The sequence below is a fragment of the Rhodococcus sp. NPDC059968 genome (assembly GCF_042738615.1).
In the GTDB taxonomy this organism is placed as follows: domain Bacteria; phylum Actinomycetota; class Actinomycetes; order Mycobacteriales; family Mycobacteriaceae; genus Rhodococcus_F.
Window position 1 is genome coordinate 44,664 of the sequence record NZ_JBHWUE010000052.1, and the last position, 17,226, is coordinate 61,889.

Sequence of the window (17,226 nt, forward strand, 5' to 3'; positions counted from 1 at the left end):
CGTGGCAATTTCAGAGAGCGGTGTCAACAAACGAGAGCATTGCTCTTGACAATGCGGTCAAAGGGGAGCATTCTCGAATCGGACAGAGAGCAGTGCTCTCGAATCACCGATATCGACTCATACAGCAGGAGCGGAAATGTCGAACATCGAGATCGTCACCGGAGCAGGACCCGTCGGCTGGACCGTCGCCCGGCAGCTCGCCGAACAGGGACGGCAGGTGCGGGTCCTCACGCGCTCGGGCAGCGGCCCGGACCATCCCCTGATCGAGCGGCGGAAGGCCGACGTCTCCGACGCCGACGCGCTGCGTGAGGCATTCGACGGAGCCGTCGCCGTCTACCACTGCATCCATGCCGCCTACAGCGCCGACGCGTGGGAGCGCGAACTCCCCGCCGCCGAGCAGACCGTGCTCGAGGCCGCCGGGCACGTCGGCGCCGTCGTCGTGTTCCCCGAGAGCCTCTACTCGTACGACACGTCGCAGCAGCCGATGACCGAGCACACTCCGCGGTCGGCCGATTCCGGCAAGCGCGGCATCCGGACCCGGTTGCTGAAGGCCCGCGCCGAGTCCTCGACTCCCACCGTGAGCGTCGTCGCGTCCGACTTCTTCGGACCGCAGGTGCTGAACGCGCACGCAGGCGAGCGCATGGTGCCCGTCGTCCTCGCGGGCAAGACGATGCGCGTCCTCGGCTCCGCCGACCTGCCCCACTCGTTCACGTACGTTCCCGACTTCGCGGCCGCGATGATCGCCGCCGCCCACGACCCCGCGCTGTGGAACTCGGTGCTGCACGCACCGACCGTCCCGGCCGTCACCCAGCGGCAGATGGTCGAGGCCTACGCCAAGGCCGCCGGGGTTCCCGTCCCGAAGGTCGGCACCCTGCCCGGCTGGGTGATCCGCGGCGGCGGGCTCGTGCACCAGGGGAGCCGCGAGCTGGCGGAGATGCTGTACCAGTTCGAGGAGCCGTTCGTGATGGACTCCTCCGAGAGCGAGGCCCGGCTCGGACTGGCCCCGACCCCGCTGGACCGGGCCGCCGAGGAGACCGTCCGGTGGTGGCAGGACAGGTCGGTCGCGGCCGCCGGATAGGGTCCTGTGAATGGCGAAACAGCTCGGCGACCGGCGCGAGGCGTGGCGCAGAACGGCGTACACCCTCCGGCGGTCGCCCGGGCTGGCCCGTCTCGCGACGGTGCGATTCGCCAGTCAGCTGGGCGACGGCATGTTCCAGACGGCACTCGGCGGCGCGATTCTGTTCAACCCGGAGCGCGCAACGGATCCCGTCACGATCGCCGCCGGTTTCGCGGTACTGCTGCTCCCGTACTCGGTGATCGGACCGTACGCGGGCGCGCTCCTCGACCGCTGGGACCGCCGCGCCGTGCTGCTGTGGGCGAATGTTCTGCGCGGACTGCTGATTCTGCTGACCGCCGTATTGCTGGAGACCGGAATCGGCGAGTCCGCTCTCCTCCTCCTCGCCCTCGCCGCCATCGGCGTGAGCCGGTTCGTTCTCGCGGGAGTCTCGGCGGCGCTGCCGCGAGTGGTGCACCGGTCCTGGCTCGTGGCCACCAATTCGGTGCTCGCCACCGCCGGCTCCGTCGTCGCCGCACTCGGAGCCGCGACATCGGTCGCCATCATCTCCCTCGTGGGCGCAGGCGACCGCGGCTCCGGCATCGCCGTCGCGACAGCCGCCTGCGGTTCCGCGGTGGCCGCATTCGCGGCGTCGCGCTTCCACCATCGGCTGCTCGGCCCGCACGCCGACGAGAAGCCCACATATGGGGCGGTTCGCGCCGTCGCCGCCGGATTGCGCAACGGGGCGGTCGCCGTGTGGCAGTCACCGGGTGTCACGACCGCGATGATCGGAATAGGCACGCACCGGATCGTTTTCGGTGTCAATACGTTGATCATGGTTCTGGTGCTCCGCGACACCGCCACCGTCAGCGCCCTGCCGGGCGGTCTGGCCGGTTTCGGCGTCGCCGTCGGCGCCACCGCCGCGGGCATGCTGCTGGCCGCGATCTCGACACCGTTCCTGATCCCGCGGGTCGGACGGTCCCGCACCATCGTCGGCGGCCTGATCCTCGCCCTCGTCGTGCAGTGCACGCTCGTCGCGACGCTGACGCAGGCGTCGCTGCTGTGCGGCGCGCTGCTCCTCGGATTCGCCGGGCAGTCCATCAAACTCACCGGAGACGCGGCGATGCAGATCGAGATCGAGGACGACCGCCGGGGACAGGTGTTCGCACTGCAGGACACGGTGTTCAATGTGGCCTTCATCGCATCGATCGCCGCGGCGTCCCTGGTGATCGCCCCCGACGGCCGATCACTCGGACTGGTGCTCGCGGGTGGCGCGGTCTACGGCCTCGGACTGCTCGGCGTCCTGTTCAACTCCCGACGCGAACCCGCCTGAGAGTCAGCCTATTTCGATCCCGGCATGGGCACGTTCTGCAGTCGGACCTGACCGCGAGCCACCTCCTTGCCGGTGTCGGCCGCGGTGATCACCACCGACCACAACTGCTGCACCCGGCCCTGCTGGATGGGCACCGCGACCACGTCGACCCGCCCCTCGGTGCGGGCCCGCAGGAAGTCGGTGCCGTTGTGCACACCCACCGCGAACTCACCACGGTCGGCGACGGCAGTGCTCGCACCGATGCTCGCGGCCGACTCGACCGCCGTCGTGTAGACGCCGCCGTGCACGACCCCCCACGGTGTGTGGTGGTCGGCGGACAGGTCGATGTGGCCGACGACCTTCGTCCCCGACACCTCGTCGAGTTCCAGGCCGGCAGCGGCGACGAAGGCGCTCGCCGCCTCCCGGGTCAGATCGGTCATGATGCGTTCCCCTCGTCGAACACTCGGTCAGTTTGAAATCCCAACCCACCTTGCCCGGCTTCGGCCCTGACGTCAATGGTTCCGGCGGTCCCGATCACCGGATCGGGACGCCACGTGTGCACCGCCGCGATCACCGGTGGTTCGGCCATCGTCATCTCGACATTCCACGTCCCGTTGCCGGAAGGGTCGGTGAAGTAGCGGGCCTCCTCGTCGGCGTCGTAGTCGAGCACCGACCGATCGGCCACGCCGTCTCCGTCCGAATCCCACATCGCGTCGTCGAGGAGGCCGTCGCCGTCGAAATCCAACCGCACGGCGTCGACACCGCCGGACGGCCCCAGGTCGAGATCGGCGGGTGACGTCCACGCCGTCGGGGCGTCGGCACCGGTTCCGAACGAATACTCGAGAGGATCCATATAGAGGTAGGACGCAGCGGAATCGGATCCGGTTCCACCTGCGCCCGATTTTCTCTTCTGCGCCAGTGAGACCGCACTGTGACCGGACGGGCCGGGCTCGTGCGCTGAGGATGCAGTCGCCGGGTGTTATCTTCAACCCGAACGTGCAGGTCGGTCCACCATTACTCCGACCACCGATCTGGAGGGGTCCCGTGGTCGAGAAGTCATGGTCTGTGGCCGGAGTGCCGCTGTGCGTCGCCGCCGTCGTGGCCGCGACCATCGGCTTCGCCGCCGCCCCCGCCGCGGCCGAGACCACTCCGTGGCTGCCCGTGAACGCCTGCGGCGAGACCGGGTTCAACCCGGCCAAGGAGCCTCCGAGTCCTGGCGGCGGCCCACTGCTTCCGCCCATTCCCCCGACCGTGAGCATCCCGATCCCGTACCCCGACTTCGTGCCGGTGCCGGTCCCCGGACCGACCGCCGATCAGACGCGTGTCGCCCAGGACCTTCCCGCCGACCCGTGCGCGGACCCGTGCCCCGACCTCACCGATCCGGTCGACGAACCGGAGGCCGAGCCCGGGTCCTCGGGTTCTGCAGGCTCTTCCGGCTCTTCCGGCTCCGCGGTGTCTTCGGATTCGTCCGGCTCGAGTGCGCTGGCCATCCCGAAGATTTCGATCGATCCGCGTCCCGAAACCATTCCCATCCCCGTTCCCGGCGGCCCCGGACCCGAACCGCAGGCGGCGCCACCCGTCGAGATCAACCCGGCCGCGCGTGGTTCCCTCACTGCAGCCGTCGCGAAGCCGGAGGTCGGCGACGTCCGGTTGGTGTCGCAGCTGACGGGCCGAGGTTCGGGGAACCGCACGGACAAGCGCTGGCAGGTCGACGGCACCGACCTCGGCATCACCTGGGAGACGAAGCCCGGCGAGGTCGCGGTCGCGTTCGGCGACACGTTCGGCAAGGACTGGGCTCCGCCGGGCGCCTTCGGCGAGGACTGGCGGAGCAACGTTCTCGGCCACAGCACCGACACCGACCTGTCCGACGGCATGACCATCGACAGCATGGTCCAGGACAGCCGGTGCCATGCCGCCGAGATCATCGACAGCAGGCACATCAACAACTTCGAGACCACCACCATCCCCACGTCGGGGTTCGCGATCGGTGAGCGTCAGTACCTCAGCTACATGTCGGTGAAGCGCTGGAGCATGGTCCCCGGCATGTGGTACACGAACTACGGCGGCATCGCCTACTCCGACGACAACGGGCAGACCTGGACCAAGGACCAGCACGCCAAGTGGGACAACATCTTCGGCGCCCGCTTCCAAGTGTCCGCGATGGTGCCGCAGGGCGACTACGTGTACATGTTCGGCACCCCCAACGGGCGCATCGGCACCATCGGACTGGCCAGGGTGCCGGTCGATCAGGTCCTCAACACCACGTCGTACCAGTACTGGTCGGACGGCACGTGGACCCCGGTGTCCCAGCACCTCGCGACCCCCATCGTCGGTGGAGTGGCCAGTGAACTGTCGGTCCGCTACGACGCGGCCGCCGGCACCTGGCTGATGAGCTACCTCGAGCCGATCGGCGGCTCGATCATCCTGCGGCAGTCGTCGAGCCCGCAGGGTGCGTGGTCGGACGGTGCGACGCTCGTCGACACGGCCGAGTACCCGATGGCGTACGGCGGCTTCATGCATCCGTGGTCGACGGACAAGGATCTGTATTTCACGATCTCGGAGTGGGACAGCTACAACGTCTACCTGATGCACGCGTCCCTGCACCCGTGAGTACTTGTTAACCGCCCGCGGTTAACAAGTACGCACGGCATGGAGGGCGACCTCGGTGGCCTTGACGACGAAGAACACGTCCAGCCCCGGCACCAGATCGAGTTCCGCGACGGACGCCGCCGTCACGTCGGCGCTGAGTTCGAACCGGCCTCCGGCTTCGGCGGCGCGCACCCGGACCGTCGGCCCCCGTACCTCGATCTCCGAGATGGACACCTGGAAGACGTTGCGCGGACTACCTTCCGGAGAGCGCCGATGGACGGCCACCGAATGGGGAGCGAACACCGCGACCGCCGGCGCACCCGGCACGAAATCTGCGTCGGGCAGACCGTGCAGCCGAACACCGGTCTCGGTCTCGAAGCCGTCCTGCGCCCCGAACACGGGAACGAGGTTGAGCCCGGCGATCCGCGCGGCGAACGCACTGCGGGGACGCGTCAGCACGTCCCGCACCGAACCGAATTCGACGACCTGCCCGCCCTCCATGACGATCACACGGTCGGCCAGCGCCAGCGCGTCGAGGATGTCGTGGGTGACCACGACCGCGGTCCGGTCGCCTTCCCGCAGCACCCGCCGGAGCAGCACGCGCAGGGCGGGCGCCGCGGCAACATCGAGGGCTGACATGGGTTCGTCGAGCAGAAGGGCTCGAGGTTCGGCCGCGAGGGCTCGCGCCACCGCGACCCGCTGAGCCTGCCCCCCGGACAGTTCGTGCGGACGGCGGTCCGCGAACTGCGTCGCATCCACTGCGTCCAGCCATTTCTCGGCGATCGCCCGCGCCTCCCGACGTCCCCGGCCTGCACTGCGCGGGGCGAACGCCACATTGGCGGCCACCGTCAGATGCGGGAACAACAGCGCCTGCTGCGCGAGCAGCGCGATACCCCGCCGGTGCGGGGGGACTGCGACGCCCCGGGTGGTGTCGGTGAGCACGCGACCGTTCAGTTCGACCCGACCGGCATCCGGGCGCACCAGGCCGGCGACCACCGAGAGTGCCGTCGATTTGCCGGCGCCGTTCGGCCCGAGCACCGCCAGCACCTCACCCTCGCCGAGGTCGAACCCCACCTCCACGCCATGCGCATCCACCCGCGCCTCGACGCTCAGGCCGGTCACAGCGCGGCCCTCGACGCCCAGCCCCGCGAGCCGACCACGATGAGCACCGCGACCACGACCAGCACCAGCGACAACGCGACGGCCGCATCGGCATCGGTCTCACGCTGCAGGTAGATCTCTAGCGGCAGAGTTCGCGTGACGCCCTGCAGACTGCCCGCGAACGTCAGCGTGGCACCGAACTCGCCCAGCGCCCGTGCGAACGACAACACCGCCCCGGACACCAGGCCGGGCAGCACCAGTGGAAGCGTCACCCGCCGGAAGACCGTGGTGGGGCTCGCACCGAGCGTCGCGGCGGCGTGCTCGTACCGGCTGCCCGCAGTCCGGAGCGAACCCTCGAGGCTCACCACCAGGAACGGCAGCGCGACGAACGTCTGAGCGAGCACCACGGCCGTGGTGGTGAACGCGATGTGGATGCCCGCGACCTCGAGGTGCTGCCCGATCAGGCCCTTCCGGCCGAATGTGTACAGCAGGGCGATGCCCCCGACCACCGGTGGAAGCACCAGCGGCAGGAGCACCAGCGACCGCAGCACGTGCAGTCCTCGAAAACTGCTGCGCGACAGCACCGCCGCCATCGGAACACCCAGCAGGACGCACAGCACGGTGCTCAGGGCGGCGGTCCGCAGGCTCAGTTCCAGTGCCGCGAGCGAGGATTCCGACGTGACCAGCTGGAAGAACCGCGACCAGTCGACGCTCGCCAGCATCGCGAACAGCGGCAGGACGACGAACAGTCCGCCCAACGCCGCCGGAACGAAGATCCAGCCCGGAAGCCCGGACGGGACTCTGACGCGCGCCGCCCGGATCACGGCTGGGCGAATCCTGCCTTCGCCAGCACTGCCTGACCGTCGGGTCCCGTGACGAGGTCGACGAAGCCCTGCGCCGCGTCCGGTGCCTTCGAAGCGGACAGCGTCGCAATGGGATAGGTGTTCACTGCCTGCGCGGCCTCGGGGAAGGCCACGGCCGTCACCTTGTCGCCCGCGCCCGCCGCGTCCGTGACGTACACGAGTCCGGCGTCGGCCTGACCGGCCGTCACCTTGTTCAGCACGTCGGTGACCGACGACTCCTCGCTGACCGGGGTGAGGTCGACACCCGACGCGGTCTCGACCTTCTGCGTCGCGGAACCACACGGAACCTGCGGGGCACACGTGACCACCAGCGTCCCCTCACGGTTCAGGTCCGCGAAGGACGTGATGCCCTTGGGATTTCCGGGTGCCGTGACGATGGTCAGCGTGTTGGTGGCGAAGTCGACGGGAGTGCCCTCGACGAGGCCGGCGTCGACCACCTTCGTCATGTTTTTGGTGTCGGCGGACGCGAACACGTCGGCCGAGGCGCCCTGGTCGAGTTGTGCGGCGAGGTCGGAGGAACCCGCGAAGCTGAACTCCACGTGGGATTCGGGGTTCGCGGTCTCGTACATCTGGCCGAGTTCCGTGAACGTGCCCTTCAGTGACGCCGCGGCGAACACCGTGATGTCGCCACCCGACGCGGAGGCGGACGTCGACTCGGCCGAACCCGAGGCGCTGCTGTCGTCGTTCGAACCGCAGCCGGTGAGAAGACCGAGACCGAGTGCAGCCGCAGCAGTCCCCGTCGTGGCCCGCCGCCAGGACATCTTCATGAAATTCCTCCAGGTGTTTCGACGATCACCGTGGTCGACTTGACGACGGCTACCGCGACCTTGCCGGGCTCGAGCCCGAGGTCGCGGACGGCTTCACTGCTCATCAGGGAGACGACGCGGAAAGGCCCGCACTGCATCTCGACCTGGGCCATCACCTTGTCCATCACCACCGCGGTCACGATGCCGGTGAATCGGTTACGCGCCGAGGACTCCGATCCGAGCAGGTCGGGCGACTTCGACGCGTTGGCGCGCGCGAACTCGGCGAGGGCGGGGCCGTCGACGACCTTGCGGCCCGACTCGTCCTTCTCCGCTGCGAGGCTGCCGTTGTCGATCCACCGCCGGACCGTGTCGTCGCTGACGCCGAGCAGTTCTGCGGCCTGTCGTATCCGGATGCCCGTCATCCGGGGATTGCCCGCGCATGCGTCATGACCGACATCCTATGTCGGCAAATACGGACCGATCAAGTGCGTCTTTCCGCAGATGCGGATCAGTACACGTCCCGCACGTAACGCTTGTCGGTCGCGAGCTGCTTCATGTACAGCTCGGTGTCCTCCTCGTCCAGGCGCCCGTGGGTGCGGACGACCTCACGGACCGTCTCGTCCACGTCCTTCGCCATGCGGCTGGCGTCGCCGCAGACGTACAGGGACGCGCCCTCCTGCATCCAGCCCCAGAGCTTGGCGCCGTGCTCGCGAATGCGGTCCTGCACATAGATCTTCTGCCGCTGGTCCCGGGAGAACGCTGCATCGAGGTGGGTGAGAAATCCGTCGCGGTGCATAGCTTCCATCTCCTCGCGGTAGTAGAAGTCGGTAGCCTCGTGCTGCTCACCGAAGAACATCCAGTTCTTGCCCGTGTGACCCAATTCCCGGCGTTCGTGCAGGAATCCGCGGAACGGAGCGATGCCGGTGCCGGGACCGACCATGATCATCGGCGCATCGGCGGCCTGCGGGGGACGGAAGTGCGCCGACTTCTGCACGAAGATCGGCACGTCCGCCTCGTCGCAGTGATCGGCGAGGAACGTCGAGCAGACCCCGGAGCGGTTCTTGCCCTCGTGGTCGTAGCGCACCGCGGAGACGGTCAGCTGCACCTCACCCGGGTCGACCTTGGGGCTCGACGAGATCGAGTACAACCGCGGCTGGAGGCGCTTGAGGACGCTCAGCCACTCGTCGGCGTCGGCGTCGACCCCGTACTCCGCCAGCACGTCCATCGACTGCCGCCCCCACAGCCACTGCTGGAGCGCGATCTTGTTCTGCGGGCGCAGTAGCCGCGCCAGCTCGGTGTCCTGGGTGCGGCTCTGCACGAACCGGAGCAGCTCTGGGGTCACCTTCGTGATCTCGAGCTTCGTGCGCAACGCCTCGCGCAGCGTCATCTCCGGCAGGTCCGACAATGTGACGGGCGTGTCCGGGATCGACCGGGTGACCTTCAGCCACTCGTCGACGACGGCGTCGCTGTTGGTCGGCCAGACACCGAGAGCGTCGCCCGCATCATAAGAGAACTCCGGATCGCTCACCTCGAAACCGAACTGCCGCACGTCCTTCGACGATCCCGCCGCGCTGAGCGGAATGTTCTTCGTCAAGCGCGTGACCAACGGGGACTTCCGCGTGAACGTCGCCGCCTTCTTCGCGGCGGGCCTCGCCGGCGCGGATGCGGCCGCCGCCACGGTCGCACCGCCGGCCGCCGCACGCTCCCGGACAAGCTTCTGGACCTGGGTCAGCCACTGGCGTGCCTGATCCTCGTAGTCCGGTTCGCAATCGACACGCTCGGTGAGGCGCTTCGCCTCCAGCTGCTCCAGCCGGGCGTCGATCCGCCTACCGTGCCCGCAGAAGTCGTCGTAGTTGGAATCGCCGAAAGCCAGTACGGCGTACCTGGTCTGCGACAGCGTCGGGGCCTCGTCGCTGCTGAGCGCGGACCAGAAGCTGCTGCCGTTGTCGGGGGCGTCGCCGTCCCCGAACGTGCTGGTGATGATCAGGAGGTCGCGGACGTCGGCGAGGCCCGCGACGTCGTAGTCGTCCATGCTCATCAGGCGGGTGCCGTGCCCGGCCGCCTCGAGTTGTTCGGCACATTCGGCGGCGAACTCCTCGGCGTTGCCGGTCTGCGACGCCCACACCACCACCACGGGGTGCTGGACCGATTCAGCGTTCGCGGAACTCGCGTCCGGCACCACGGCACTCTGCGGAACATGGGAACGGGAGAACAGCCCCGCCATCAGACCGTCCAGCCACACCCGTTTGGACCCGGAGATCGGTGCGCTTCGCGGAAGGACCGGAACGCCCTGGATCTCGGTGGACTGCAGCCCCGACAGCAGCCCGGCGAGGTACGTGCGTTCGTGTTCGTCGAAGGTGGGGGAGGCGGAGTCGTCCAGGCCCAGGATGCGACTCATCTCGGCGGCGGGCGAACCCTGCGCCAGGGTGAGCGCCCCACCGGTTTCCGGGATCTCCGGCACCGACACCGGGGCCACCCGGGACAGGGACACGGCGCACGCCTTGAACTCCGGCTGGAAGGACGTCGGATCGACGGCGTCGTTGGTGACGGCGTTGATGCTGAGGTACTCGCCGAACGAGTCGTTCCAGTGGAACGGGGCGAAACAGCCTCCGGCGAGGACGCGGTCGCTGACGACGGCGGGAAGTACCGCGCGGCCGCGCCGGGACGCCACCTCCACCTTGTCGCCGTCGGCGATCGAAAGCTTCTGCGCATCAGCGGGATTGATCTCGACGAACGGGCCTGAGTTCAGCTTGTTGAGCTTGGCCACCTTGCCCGTCTTCGTCATAGTGTGCCACTGGTGCTGCAGGCGACCGGTGTTGAGGACGAAGGGGTAGTCGTCGTCGGGCATCTCGGCGGGCAGCATGTGCGGGCGCGGGAAGAACGCGGCCTTACCGCTCGCGGTGGCGAACGCGAGCCGGGGGAGTGAACCGTCGGGAGCCGACAGCAGGTTCTGGCTCACGCCGTCGTTGAGGTAGCGGAGGGGGTTGCGATCGGTGCGGTTGCCGGGCGGGCTCGGCCACTGCACCGGTGTCTCACGCAGACGGTCGTAGCTGATGCCGCGAAGGTCGTAGCCGGTCTTGGGATTCCAGGTGCGCTTGATCTCCTCGAACACGTCTTCCGAGGACTCGTAGGTGAACGCGTCCGCGTATCCCATCTCGCAGGCGACGCGGGCGATGATCTGCCAGTCGGGCAGTGCTTGGCCGACCGGATCGACGGCCTGCTGCAGCAGGGTGAGGTTGCGCTCGGAGTTGATCATCACCGAATCCGACTCCGCCCAGAGCGCCCCGGGCAGCAGGATGTCGGCGTAACCGTTGGTCTCGGTGTCGAGGAAGACATCCTGGGTGATCACGAGGTCGGCGGCCTCGAGGCCCTCGATCACCGTCCGCCGGTTCGCGACGGTGGCAACGGGGTTGGTGCAGATGATCCAGCAGGCCTTGATCTCGCCCGCCACCATCCGCTCGAACATGTCGACGGTTCCGGTGCCGACCTCCGTGCGGATGCTGCCCTCCGGCAGCTCCCACAGATCCTCGATGAACGCCCGGTCGTCGGCGGCGAGCACCGACCGCTGCCCCGGCAGGCCAGGACCCATGTACCCCATCTCGCGGCCACCCATGGCGTTGGGCTGACCGGTGAGGGAGAACGGGCCGCTGCCCGGCCGGCAGATCGCACCGGTGGCCAGGTGCAGGTTGCAGATCGCGTTGGTGTTCCAGGTGCCGTGGGTGCTCTGGTTGAGTCCCATCGTCCAGCAGCTCATCCAGTTCTCGGCCTCACCGATCCACTGGGCGGCCTGACGGATGTCGGATTCGGGGATGCCGGTGATCTCCGCGACCTTCTCGGGCGTGTACTCCTCGAGGAACTCCGGCATCACCTCCCAGCCCTCGGTGAACTCGGCGATGAACTCGGGATCGGTGTGCCCGTTCTTCACGAGCAGGTGCAGCAGGCCGTTGAGTAGCGCGAGGTCGGTGCCCGGCGCGATCTGCATGAACAGGTTCGACTTGTCGGCGGTCGCGTTGCGGCGCGGGTCGACGACGATCAGCTTGGCGCCGGCCTTGACGCGGTCCATCATCCGCAGGAACAGGATGGGGTGACAGTCCGCCATGTTGGCGCCGATCACGAAGAACACGTCGGCCTTGTCGAAGTCCTGGTACGACCCGGGCGGGCCGTCGGCGCCGAGGGACTGCTTGTAACCGGTGCCCGCGCTGGCCATGCACAGCCGCGAGTTGGACTCGATCTGGTTGGTGCCGACGAAGCCCTTCGCGAGCTTGGTGATCAGGTATTGCGCCTCGATGGACATCTGACCGGAGACGTAGAACGACAGGGCGTCCGGTCCGTGCTTGTCGAGCTGTTCCTTCAGCCGGCGGGCGGTCTCGCTGATGGCGGCGCCGACATCGATCGAGGTGGGTGCCTCCCCACGCTGGTCGCGGACGTACCCGGTTCCCATGCGGCCACCGGCCACCAGCATCTCGGCGCTCGTCGCACCCTTGGTGCACAGCCGCCCGAAGTTGGTGGGATGGTCCTTGTCGCCGGACGCCTTGAGCACGCGGCGCGCACCGGTCTCGGGATCGATCCCGACCTCGAGCACCATGCCGCAGCCGACACCGCAGTACGAGCAGGCGGTCTTCACTGTGGAAGTCCCGGCTTTCTGCTGCTGCATCGACTAGCTCCTCACCTGCACGGTCGCCGCGTGTCCACCTGGCTCACGACCTGTATCAATGCTGCCGTGAACCGTGTTTCGTCGGGATTAACCCCCGTGAGCGTTCGATGACGTCTCTCGCACCCGGCCCCGGGCACGATGGTGATGTCGGCACCGCAGAAGCGACCAGGTCATGTGACCGTCGTCACTTCGGATGGGTGGCCGCCCGAAAGCGGAGTAAAGAGATGACGACGTCGACCCGAGCGGATCGCCGATCGGTCAGCCCTGCTGCGTGGCCCACCACGACAGCAGTTCGGCCTCGGCCTCGTCGCGGCTGAGGGGGCCGCGATCGAGCCGGAGCTCCTTGAGGAACTTCCACGCCTTCCCGACGTCGGGCCCCGCCGGAATGCCGAGCAGGTCCATGATCGCGTTGCCGTCGAGGTCGGGGCGCACCCGCGCGAGGTCTTCCTGCTCGGCGATCCGAGCGATCCGCTCCTCGATGTCGTCGTACGTCGCCTGCAGAGCGGCCGCCCGCCGCTTGTTGCGGGTGGTGCAATCGGCGCGGACCAGCTTGTGCAGCCGCGGCAGCAGCGGCCCGGCATCCGTGACGTAACGACGCACGGCGGAATCGGTCCACTGGCCCTTGCCGTAGCCGTGGAACCGCAGGTGGAGGAAGACGAGCTGCGAGACGTCGTCGATCATCTGCTTCGAATACTTCAGAGCCCGCATCCGCTTGCGGACCATTTTCGCGCCGACCACCTCGTGGTGGTGGAAGCTCACGCCGCCGCCCGGCTCGTTGCGCTTCGTGTCCGGTTTGCCGATGTCGTGCAGCAGCGCCGCCCACCGCAACACCAGGTCGGGGTCGCCGTCCTCCAGGTCGACGGCCTGCTTCAGCACGGTCAGCGAGTGCCAGTACACGTCCTTGTGCTGGTGGTGCTCGTCGATCTCGAGCTTCATCTGCGGCACCTCGGGCAGCACGAAGTCGGCGAGACCCGTCTCGCACATCACGTTCATGCCGTCGATGGGGAACTCGCCGAGGATCAGCTTGTCGAGTTCGGCCCGCACGCGTTCGGCCGTGATCCGCTCGATCTGCGGCGCCATGTCGACGATGGCCTGATGCACGCGCTCGTGCAGGGTGAATCCCAGCTGGGACACGAACCGGGCGGCCCGCAGCATGCGCAGCGGGTCGTCGTTGAAGGAGTTCTCCGGCGCCGAAGGCGTGTCCAGCATCCCGGCCAGCAGCGCGTTCATGCCGCCGAGGGGGTCGACGAAGTCCTGCGAGCCGTCCGCACCGATCCGCACTGCCATCGCGTTGACCGTGAAATCGCGCCGCACCAGGTCGTCCTCGAGTTTCGTCCCGAACTGGACGACGGGATTGCGCGACACCCGGTCGTAGGCGTCGGCCCGATACGTCGTGATCTCGATCTGCTGGCCCGCCTTGGCGGCACTGATCGTCCCGAACTCGATGCCCGTGTCCCACTGGTTGTCGGCCCAGCCGGACAGCAGTTTCTGCACCTGCTCCGGGCGGGCGTCGGTGGTGAAGTCGAGGTCGGTGCCGAGGCGGCCCAGGATCGCGTCCCGGACACTGCCCCCCACCAGGTACAACTCGTGACCGGCGGCAGCGAACCTCTCACCGAGCGGCGTCAGGACTTCGGACAGCTCGCGCAGCGTCACCGCGGCGCCGGCAAGCAGTCGCGTACGGCGCTCGTCGTCGAGAGAAGGGGCAGTCACGTCCAGGAAGCTTACCGAGGTGCGCAAATAGCGAGATACGCATACACGCTGTCACCTCGCCGTTCGGTTCACCACAGGTGTGTCACGAAGCGTCTCGGTTCGGGTGCGGCGTTCCGGTGGAGACGGCAAAGCCAACTACTATCGATGGGGTGTCTGCTGCCGAACGTGCGAACAGGAGTCGCCGCAACTCGCGGCGGCGCGGCGCCGTCGGCAAACCCGCGAAACCCCACATGAGGACGGTTCGCGAAACCTCGGCGGGCGGGCTCGTCGTCAACGGTCTCGGCGGACCGCGGGAGAATCTGTGCGCCGCGCTGATCGGACGCACCGACCGACGCGGGCGGCTGCTGTGGTCGCTGCCCAAGGGACACATCGAGCAAGGTGAGACCGCCGAACAGACCGCGATGCGTGAGGTCGAGGAAGAGACCGGCATCCAGGGCACCGTCCTCGCGTCGCTCGGCAGCATCGACTACTGGTTCGTCACCGAGGGCCGACGGGTCCACAAGACCGTCCACCACTATCTGCTGAGATGCCTCGGTGGGGAACTGTCGGACGAAGACGTGGAAGTCACCGAGGTAGCGTGGGTGCCGCTCGCCGAGCTGGGATCACGCCTGGCCTACGCAGACGAACGGAAACTCGCAGAAATCGCCGGTGACTTGATCTCCAAGATGACTACCACCCCGACCGCCCCCGACCTGAAGCTCCAGAAGGGGCCAGACGCCGGATGAGGATGGCTTTGCGTCGGGTCGGTGCCGTGACGTTGACCGCACTCGCGGTCGTTCTGGCTCCCACCAGCACCGTGGTGGCGGCGGCCCAGGACCCTGTGCCGCCCGAGAGCGCCGGCACCCAGACCGTCGACGAGGACCCCGAGTTCCTCGAGCTGCACATCGACAACGTCACCCCGTCCACGGTCACCACCACCAGCGACCCGTTCGTCACCGTCTCGGGCTCGGTGAAGAACATCGGCGACCGCACGGTCCGCGACGTCAGCGTCCGAATGCAGCGCGCTCCCGCCGTCGCGAGCAGCGAGGGCCTCCGAACATCGCTCACCCTCGATCAGTCCCGGTACGACACGGTCGGCATGTTCGACACGGTCGCGGGCCGCCTCGACGAGGGACAGAGCAAGCAGTTCACGCTGTCGCTGCCACTACGGTCCGAAACCGACATCTCCCTCGACATCACCGAACCCGGCGTGTATCCGCTGATGGTGAACGTGAACGGCACCCCCGAATACGGCGGGGCCGCGCGTCTCGACGACGCCCGTTTCCTGCTCCCCGTGTTCGGGGTCCCCGGCACTCCGGCCGTGCCCCCGGACATCTCCAGTCCCGTCGCCGTCACCATGCTGTGGCCGCTCGCCGACCGGCCCCGGCTCGCGGCGGGGGTGCCCGGCTCCGTCACCGAACCGGTCCGTCTCGTCGACGACGACCTCGCGACCTCGCTCGCCGACGGCGGCCGGCTCGACGAACTGCTGGGCGCGGCGGAGTTCGCCACCCGGGAGAGCGTCGACCGTGACCACACGCTCCGGGACAGTCTCTGCCTGGCCGTCGACCCGGACCTGCTGATCACCGTCGAGAACATGACGCGCGGATATCTGGTGGTGGACGACCCGTCCGATCCCACCGGTTCCGCGCACGAGGGCGCAGGTAAGGATGCCGCGTCGGCGTGGCTCGACCGGGCCCGGTCGCTGGCCGCGTCCATGTGCACCACATCGGTGCCGTTCGCGCAGGCCGACCTGTCCGCGATCACCGAGGTCGCGAACCCGGACCTCACCGCGACCGCCGTCGACGCCCCCGCGGACATCGTCGACAACGTTCTGGGTGTCACGTCGCTGCGCAATTTCGTGTGGAGCGACGCCGGGGTGCTCGACGACGCGACGGCGCAGATGCTCCGCGGAGACGAGGCGACCACCACGCTCGTGGCCGCGAATTCCATCGACACGACGACGCCCCGCGACAGCGCCCACGTCATCGAGGCGACACCGCCGCCCGCTCCCGTTCCCGCGAACGGCGATACGACCCCGGCGGCCACCGAGGCGCCTGCGGCCATCGGAAGCGTCGACGCCCTGTTGTTCGATCCCTCGGTCGGCACGGCGCTCGCCGCCATGGGGACGACGCCGCAAACTCCCTCCTATACCCCCGAACGCGCCCGGTACGACCTCTCGGACGATTCCCAGACCGCGCGACTCCAGGACGCGCTCGGTGCAGTGTCGTGGTCTGCGCTCGAACCCGAGACCGCACGGACCGCAGGTACCCCCCGATCGCTGATGGTGGTGCCGCCGCAGCTGTGGACGGCCGGCGCCGAGGACGCGAAGACACTGCTGTCCACGGTGTCCTCACTGATGCGTTCGGGGCTGGCGACGCCCCGGCCGCTGACCGCGCTGCTGGGACGTCAGCCCGGCTCACCCGAGATCGCAACCCTGGACTACCCGGATCAGGCCGCCGAGGACGGCGTCCCCGCCCATATCCGTGACGCCGCCGCCACGCAGACGCCCCGCATCGAGGCGCTGAACGCCGCGCTGGTCGACGACCCGCAGGCCCCGCTCACCCCGGAACGCTTCACGGCACCGCTGCGCGAGGACCTCCTGCGCTCGATGAGCCTCGCGCACCGCCGCGACGACGAACGGCGGTCCGCGGAAGAAGCGTCCGACACGCGCGCCGACGAGGTGGCCGAAACCATGGACGACCTGTTCGGGGCCGTCACCGTCGTGTCGCCGGGCGGGGTCTACACGCTGGCGTCGGAACAGAGCCCGCTGCTGCTGGTGGCCAGGAACGACCTGCCGGTCGGGATCACGGTCCGTCTCCAGGTGGATGCGCCTTCGGGGATGACCATCACCGACATCGGCCCCACCACGCTGCCCCCGCGCGGCAGTCGCACCCTCACCGTTCCCACCGAGGCCAACGACTCCCGCAAGCTCGTCGTCAAATTCTCTCTGACCACCGCCGATGGACAGCAACTGGGAGAGCCGACCAGCGTGACGGTACGGTCCAACGCGTACGGGCAGGCGTTGGCGATACTGACAGCATGCGCGGGTGCTCTGCTGCTGTTCCTCGCCGGCCGCCGGCTGTGGCATCGATTCCGCGGCCAGCCGGATCCAGCTGACGAAGGGTACGAACGTTCATGACCGGGAACTTGCCCAGTAGGGGCCAGAGGCTTCCCGATCGCTCCCATCCCCGGGTCGCGCCGTGGGAGCGGGACCACTG

The 17,226-nt window shown here is 68.4% G+C and carries 12 protein-coding genes and 1 pseudogene; 5 read left to right on the plus strand and 8 right to left on the minus strand.

Features of this window, described 5'->3' with window-relative positions:
* Window positions 1-136: 136 nt before the first annotated feature.
* Complete coding sequence (locus ACFWAY_RS32910) at window positions 137-1,078, plus strand: NAD-dependent epimerase/dehydratase family protein (RefSeq protein WP_378453338.1); 942 nt, start codon at window positions 137-139, stop codon at window positions 1,076-1,078.
* 10 nt (window positions 1,079-1,088) lie between these two features.
* The gene (locus tag ACFWAY_RS32915) at window positions 1,089-2,387 is read left to right on the plus strand and encodes an MFS transporter (RefSeq protein WP_378453337.1); all 1,299 of its coding nucleotides are present in this window, start codon (window positions 1,089-1,091) and stop codon (window positions 2,385-2,387) included.
* Between the two features lie 8 nt (window positions 2,388-2,395).
* Here the strand turns inward: ACFWAY_RS32915 and ACFWAY_RS32920 are convergent, their stop codons facing one another.
* Together ACFWAY_RS32920 and ACFWAY_RS32925 are read right to left on the minus strand one after the other, a co-directional pair.
* Window positions 2,396-2,806 (minus strand): PaaI family thioesterase, encoded by a 411-nt coding sequence (locus tag ACFWAY_RS32920; protein ID WP_378453336.1) that lies wholly within the window; start codon window positions 2,804-2,806, stop codon window positions 2,396-2,398.
* A 164-nt stretch (window positions 2,807-2,970) separates the two neighbouring features.
* A pseudogene (locus ACFWAY_RS32925) lies at window positions 2,971-3,219 on the minus strand (hypothetical protein); the annotation flags it as partial.
* Between the two features lie 212 nt (window positions 3,220-3,431).
* Here ACFWAY_RS32925 and ACFWAY_RS32930 point away from each other — a divergent pair.
* Window positions 3,432-4,976, plus strand: a complete 1,545-nt coding sequence (locus tag ACFWAY_RS32930; protein ID WP_378513506.1) for a DUF4185 domain-containing protein — start codon at window positions 3,432-3,434, stop codon at window positions 4,974-4,976.
* 21 nt (window positions 4,977-4,997) lie between these two features.
* On the opposite strand, the gene ACFWAY_RS32935 is transcribed toward ACFWAY_RS32930, so the two are convergent.
* The 6 genes from ACFWAY_RS32935 to ACFWAY_RS32960 form a co-directional block, all read right to left on the minus strand.
* A complete protein-coding gene (locus ACFWAY_RS32935; protein WP_378453335.1) occupies window positions 4,998-6,077 on the minus strand; it encodes a sulfate/molybdate ABC transporter ATP-binding protein in 1,080 nt (359 codons plus the stop codon).
* Window positions 6,074-6,880: an ABC transporter permease gene (locus ACFWAY_RS32940; RefSeq protein ID WP_005263520.1), complete on the minus strand. Its 807-nt coding sequence runs from the start codon at window positions 6,878-6,880 to the stop codon at window positions 6,074-6,076. Before ACFWAY_RS32940 ends, ACFWAY_RS32935 begins: the two co-directional genes overlap by 4 nt.
* Complete coding sequence (modA, locus tag ACFWAY_RS32945) at window positions 6,877-7,686, minus strand: molybdate ABC transporter substrate-binding protein (RefSeq protein WP_378513497.1); 810 nt, start codon at window positions 7,684-7,686, stop codon at window positions 6,877-6,879. Before modA ends, ACFWAY_RS32940 begins: the two co-directional genes overlap by 4 nt.
* Window positions 7,683-8,087 (minus strand): molybdopterin-binding protein, encoded by a 405-nt coding sequence (locus ACFWAY_RS32950; RefSeq protein ID WP_009476721.1) that lies wholly within the window; start codon window positions 8,085-8,087, stop codon window positions 7,683-7,685. The genes modA and ACFWAY_RS32950 overlap by 4 nt, the downstream gene beginning before the upstream one ends.
* An 86-nt stretch (window positions 8,088-8,173) precedes the next feature.
* The gene (locus ACFWAY_RS32955; RefSeq protein ID WP_378453333.1) at window positions 8,174-12,319 is read right to left on the minus strand and encodes a molybdopterin-dependent oxidoreductase; all 4,146 of its coding nucleotides are present in this window, start codon (window positions 12,317-12,319) and stop codon (window positions 8,174-8,176) included.
* 258 nt (window positions 12,320-12,577) lie between these two features.
* On the minus strand, window positions 12,578-14,029 hold the full coding sequence (locus ACFWAY_RS32960; RefSeq protein WP_378453332.1) for a CCA tRNA nucleotidyltransferase: 1,452 nt from the start codon (window positions 14,027-14,029) through the stop codon (window positions 12,578-12,580).
* A gap of 149 nt (window positions 14,030-14,178) precedes the next feature.
* On the opposite strand from ACFWAY_RS32960, the gene ACFWAY_RS32965 reads away from it, so the two are divergent.
* A complete protein-coding gene (locus ACFWAY_RS32965) occupies window positions 14,179-14,754 on the plus strand; it encodes an NUDIX hydrolase (protein WP_005572816.1) in 576 nt (191 codons plus the stop codon).
* Window positions 14,755-14,756: 2 nt separating this feature from the next.
* Window positions 14,757-17,147, plus strand: coding sequence for a DUF6049 family protein (locus ACFWAY_RS32970; protein WP_378513498.1), 2,391 nt, complete (start codon window positions 14,757-14,759; stop codon window positions 17,145-17,147).
* Window positions 17,148-17,226 lie beyond the last annotated feature (79 nt).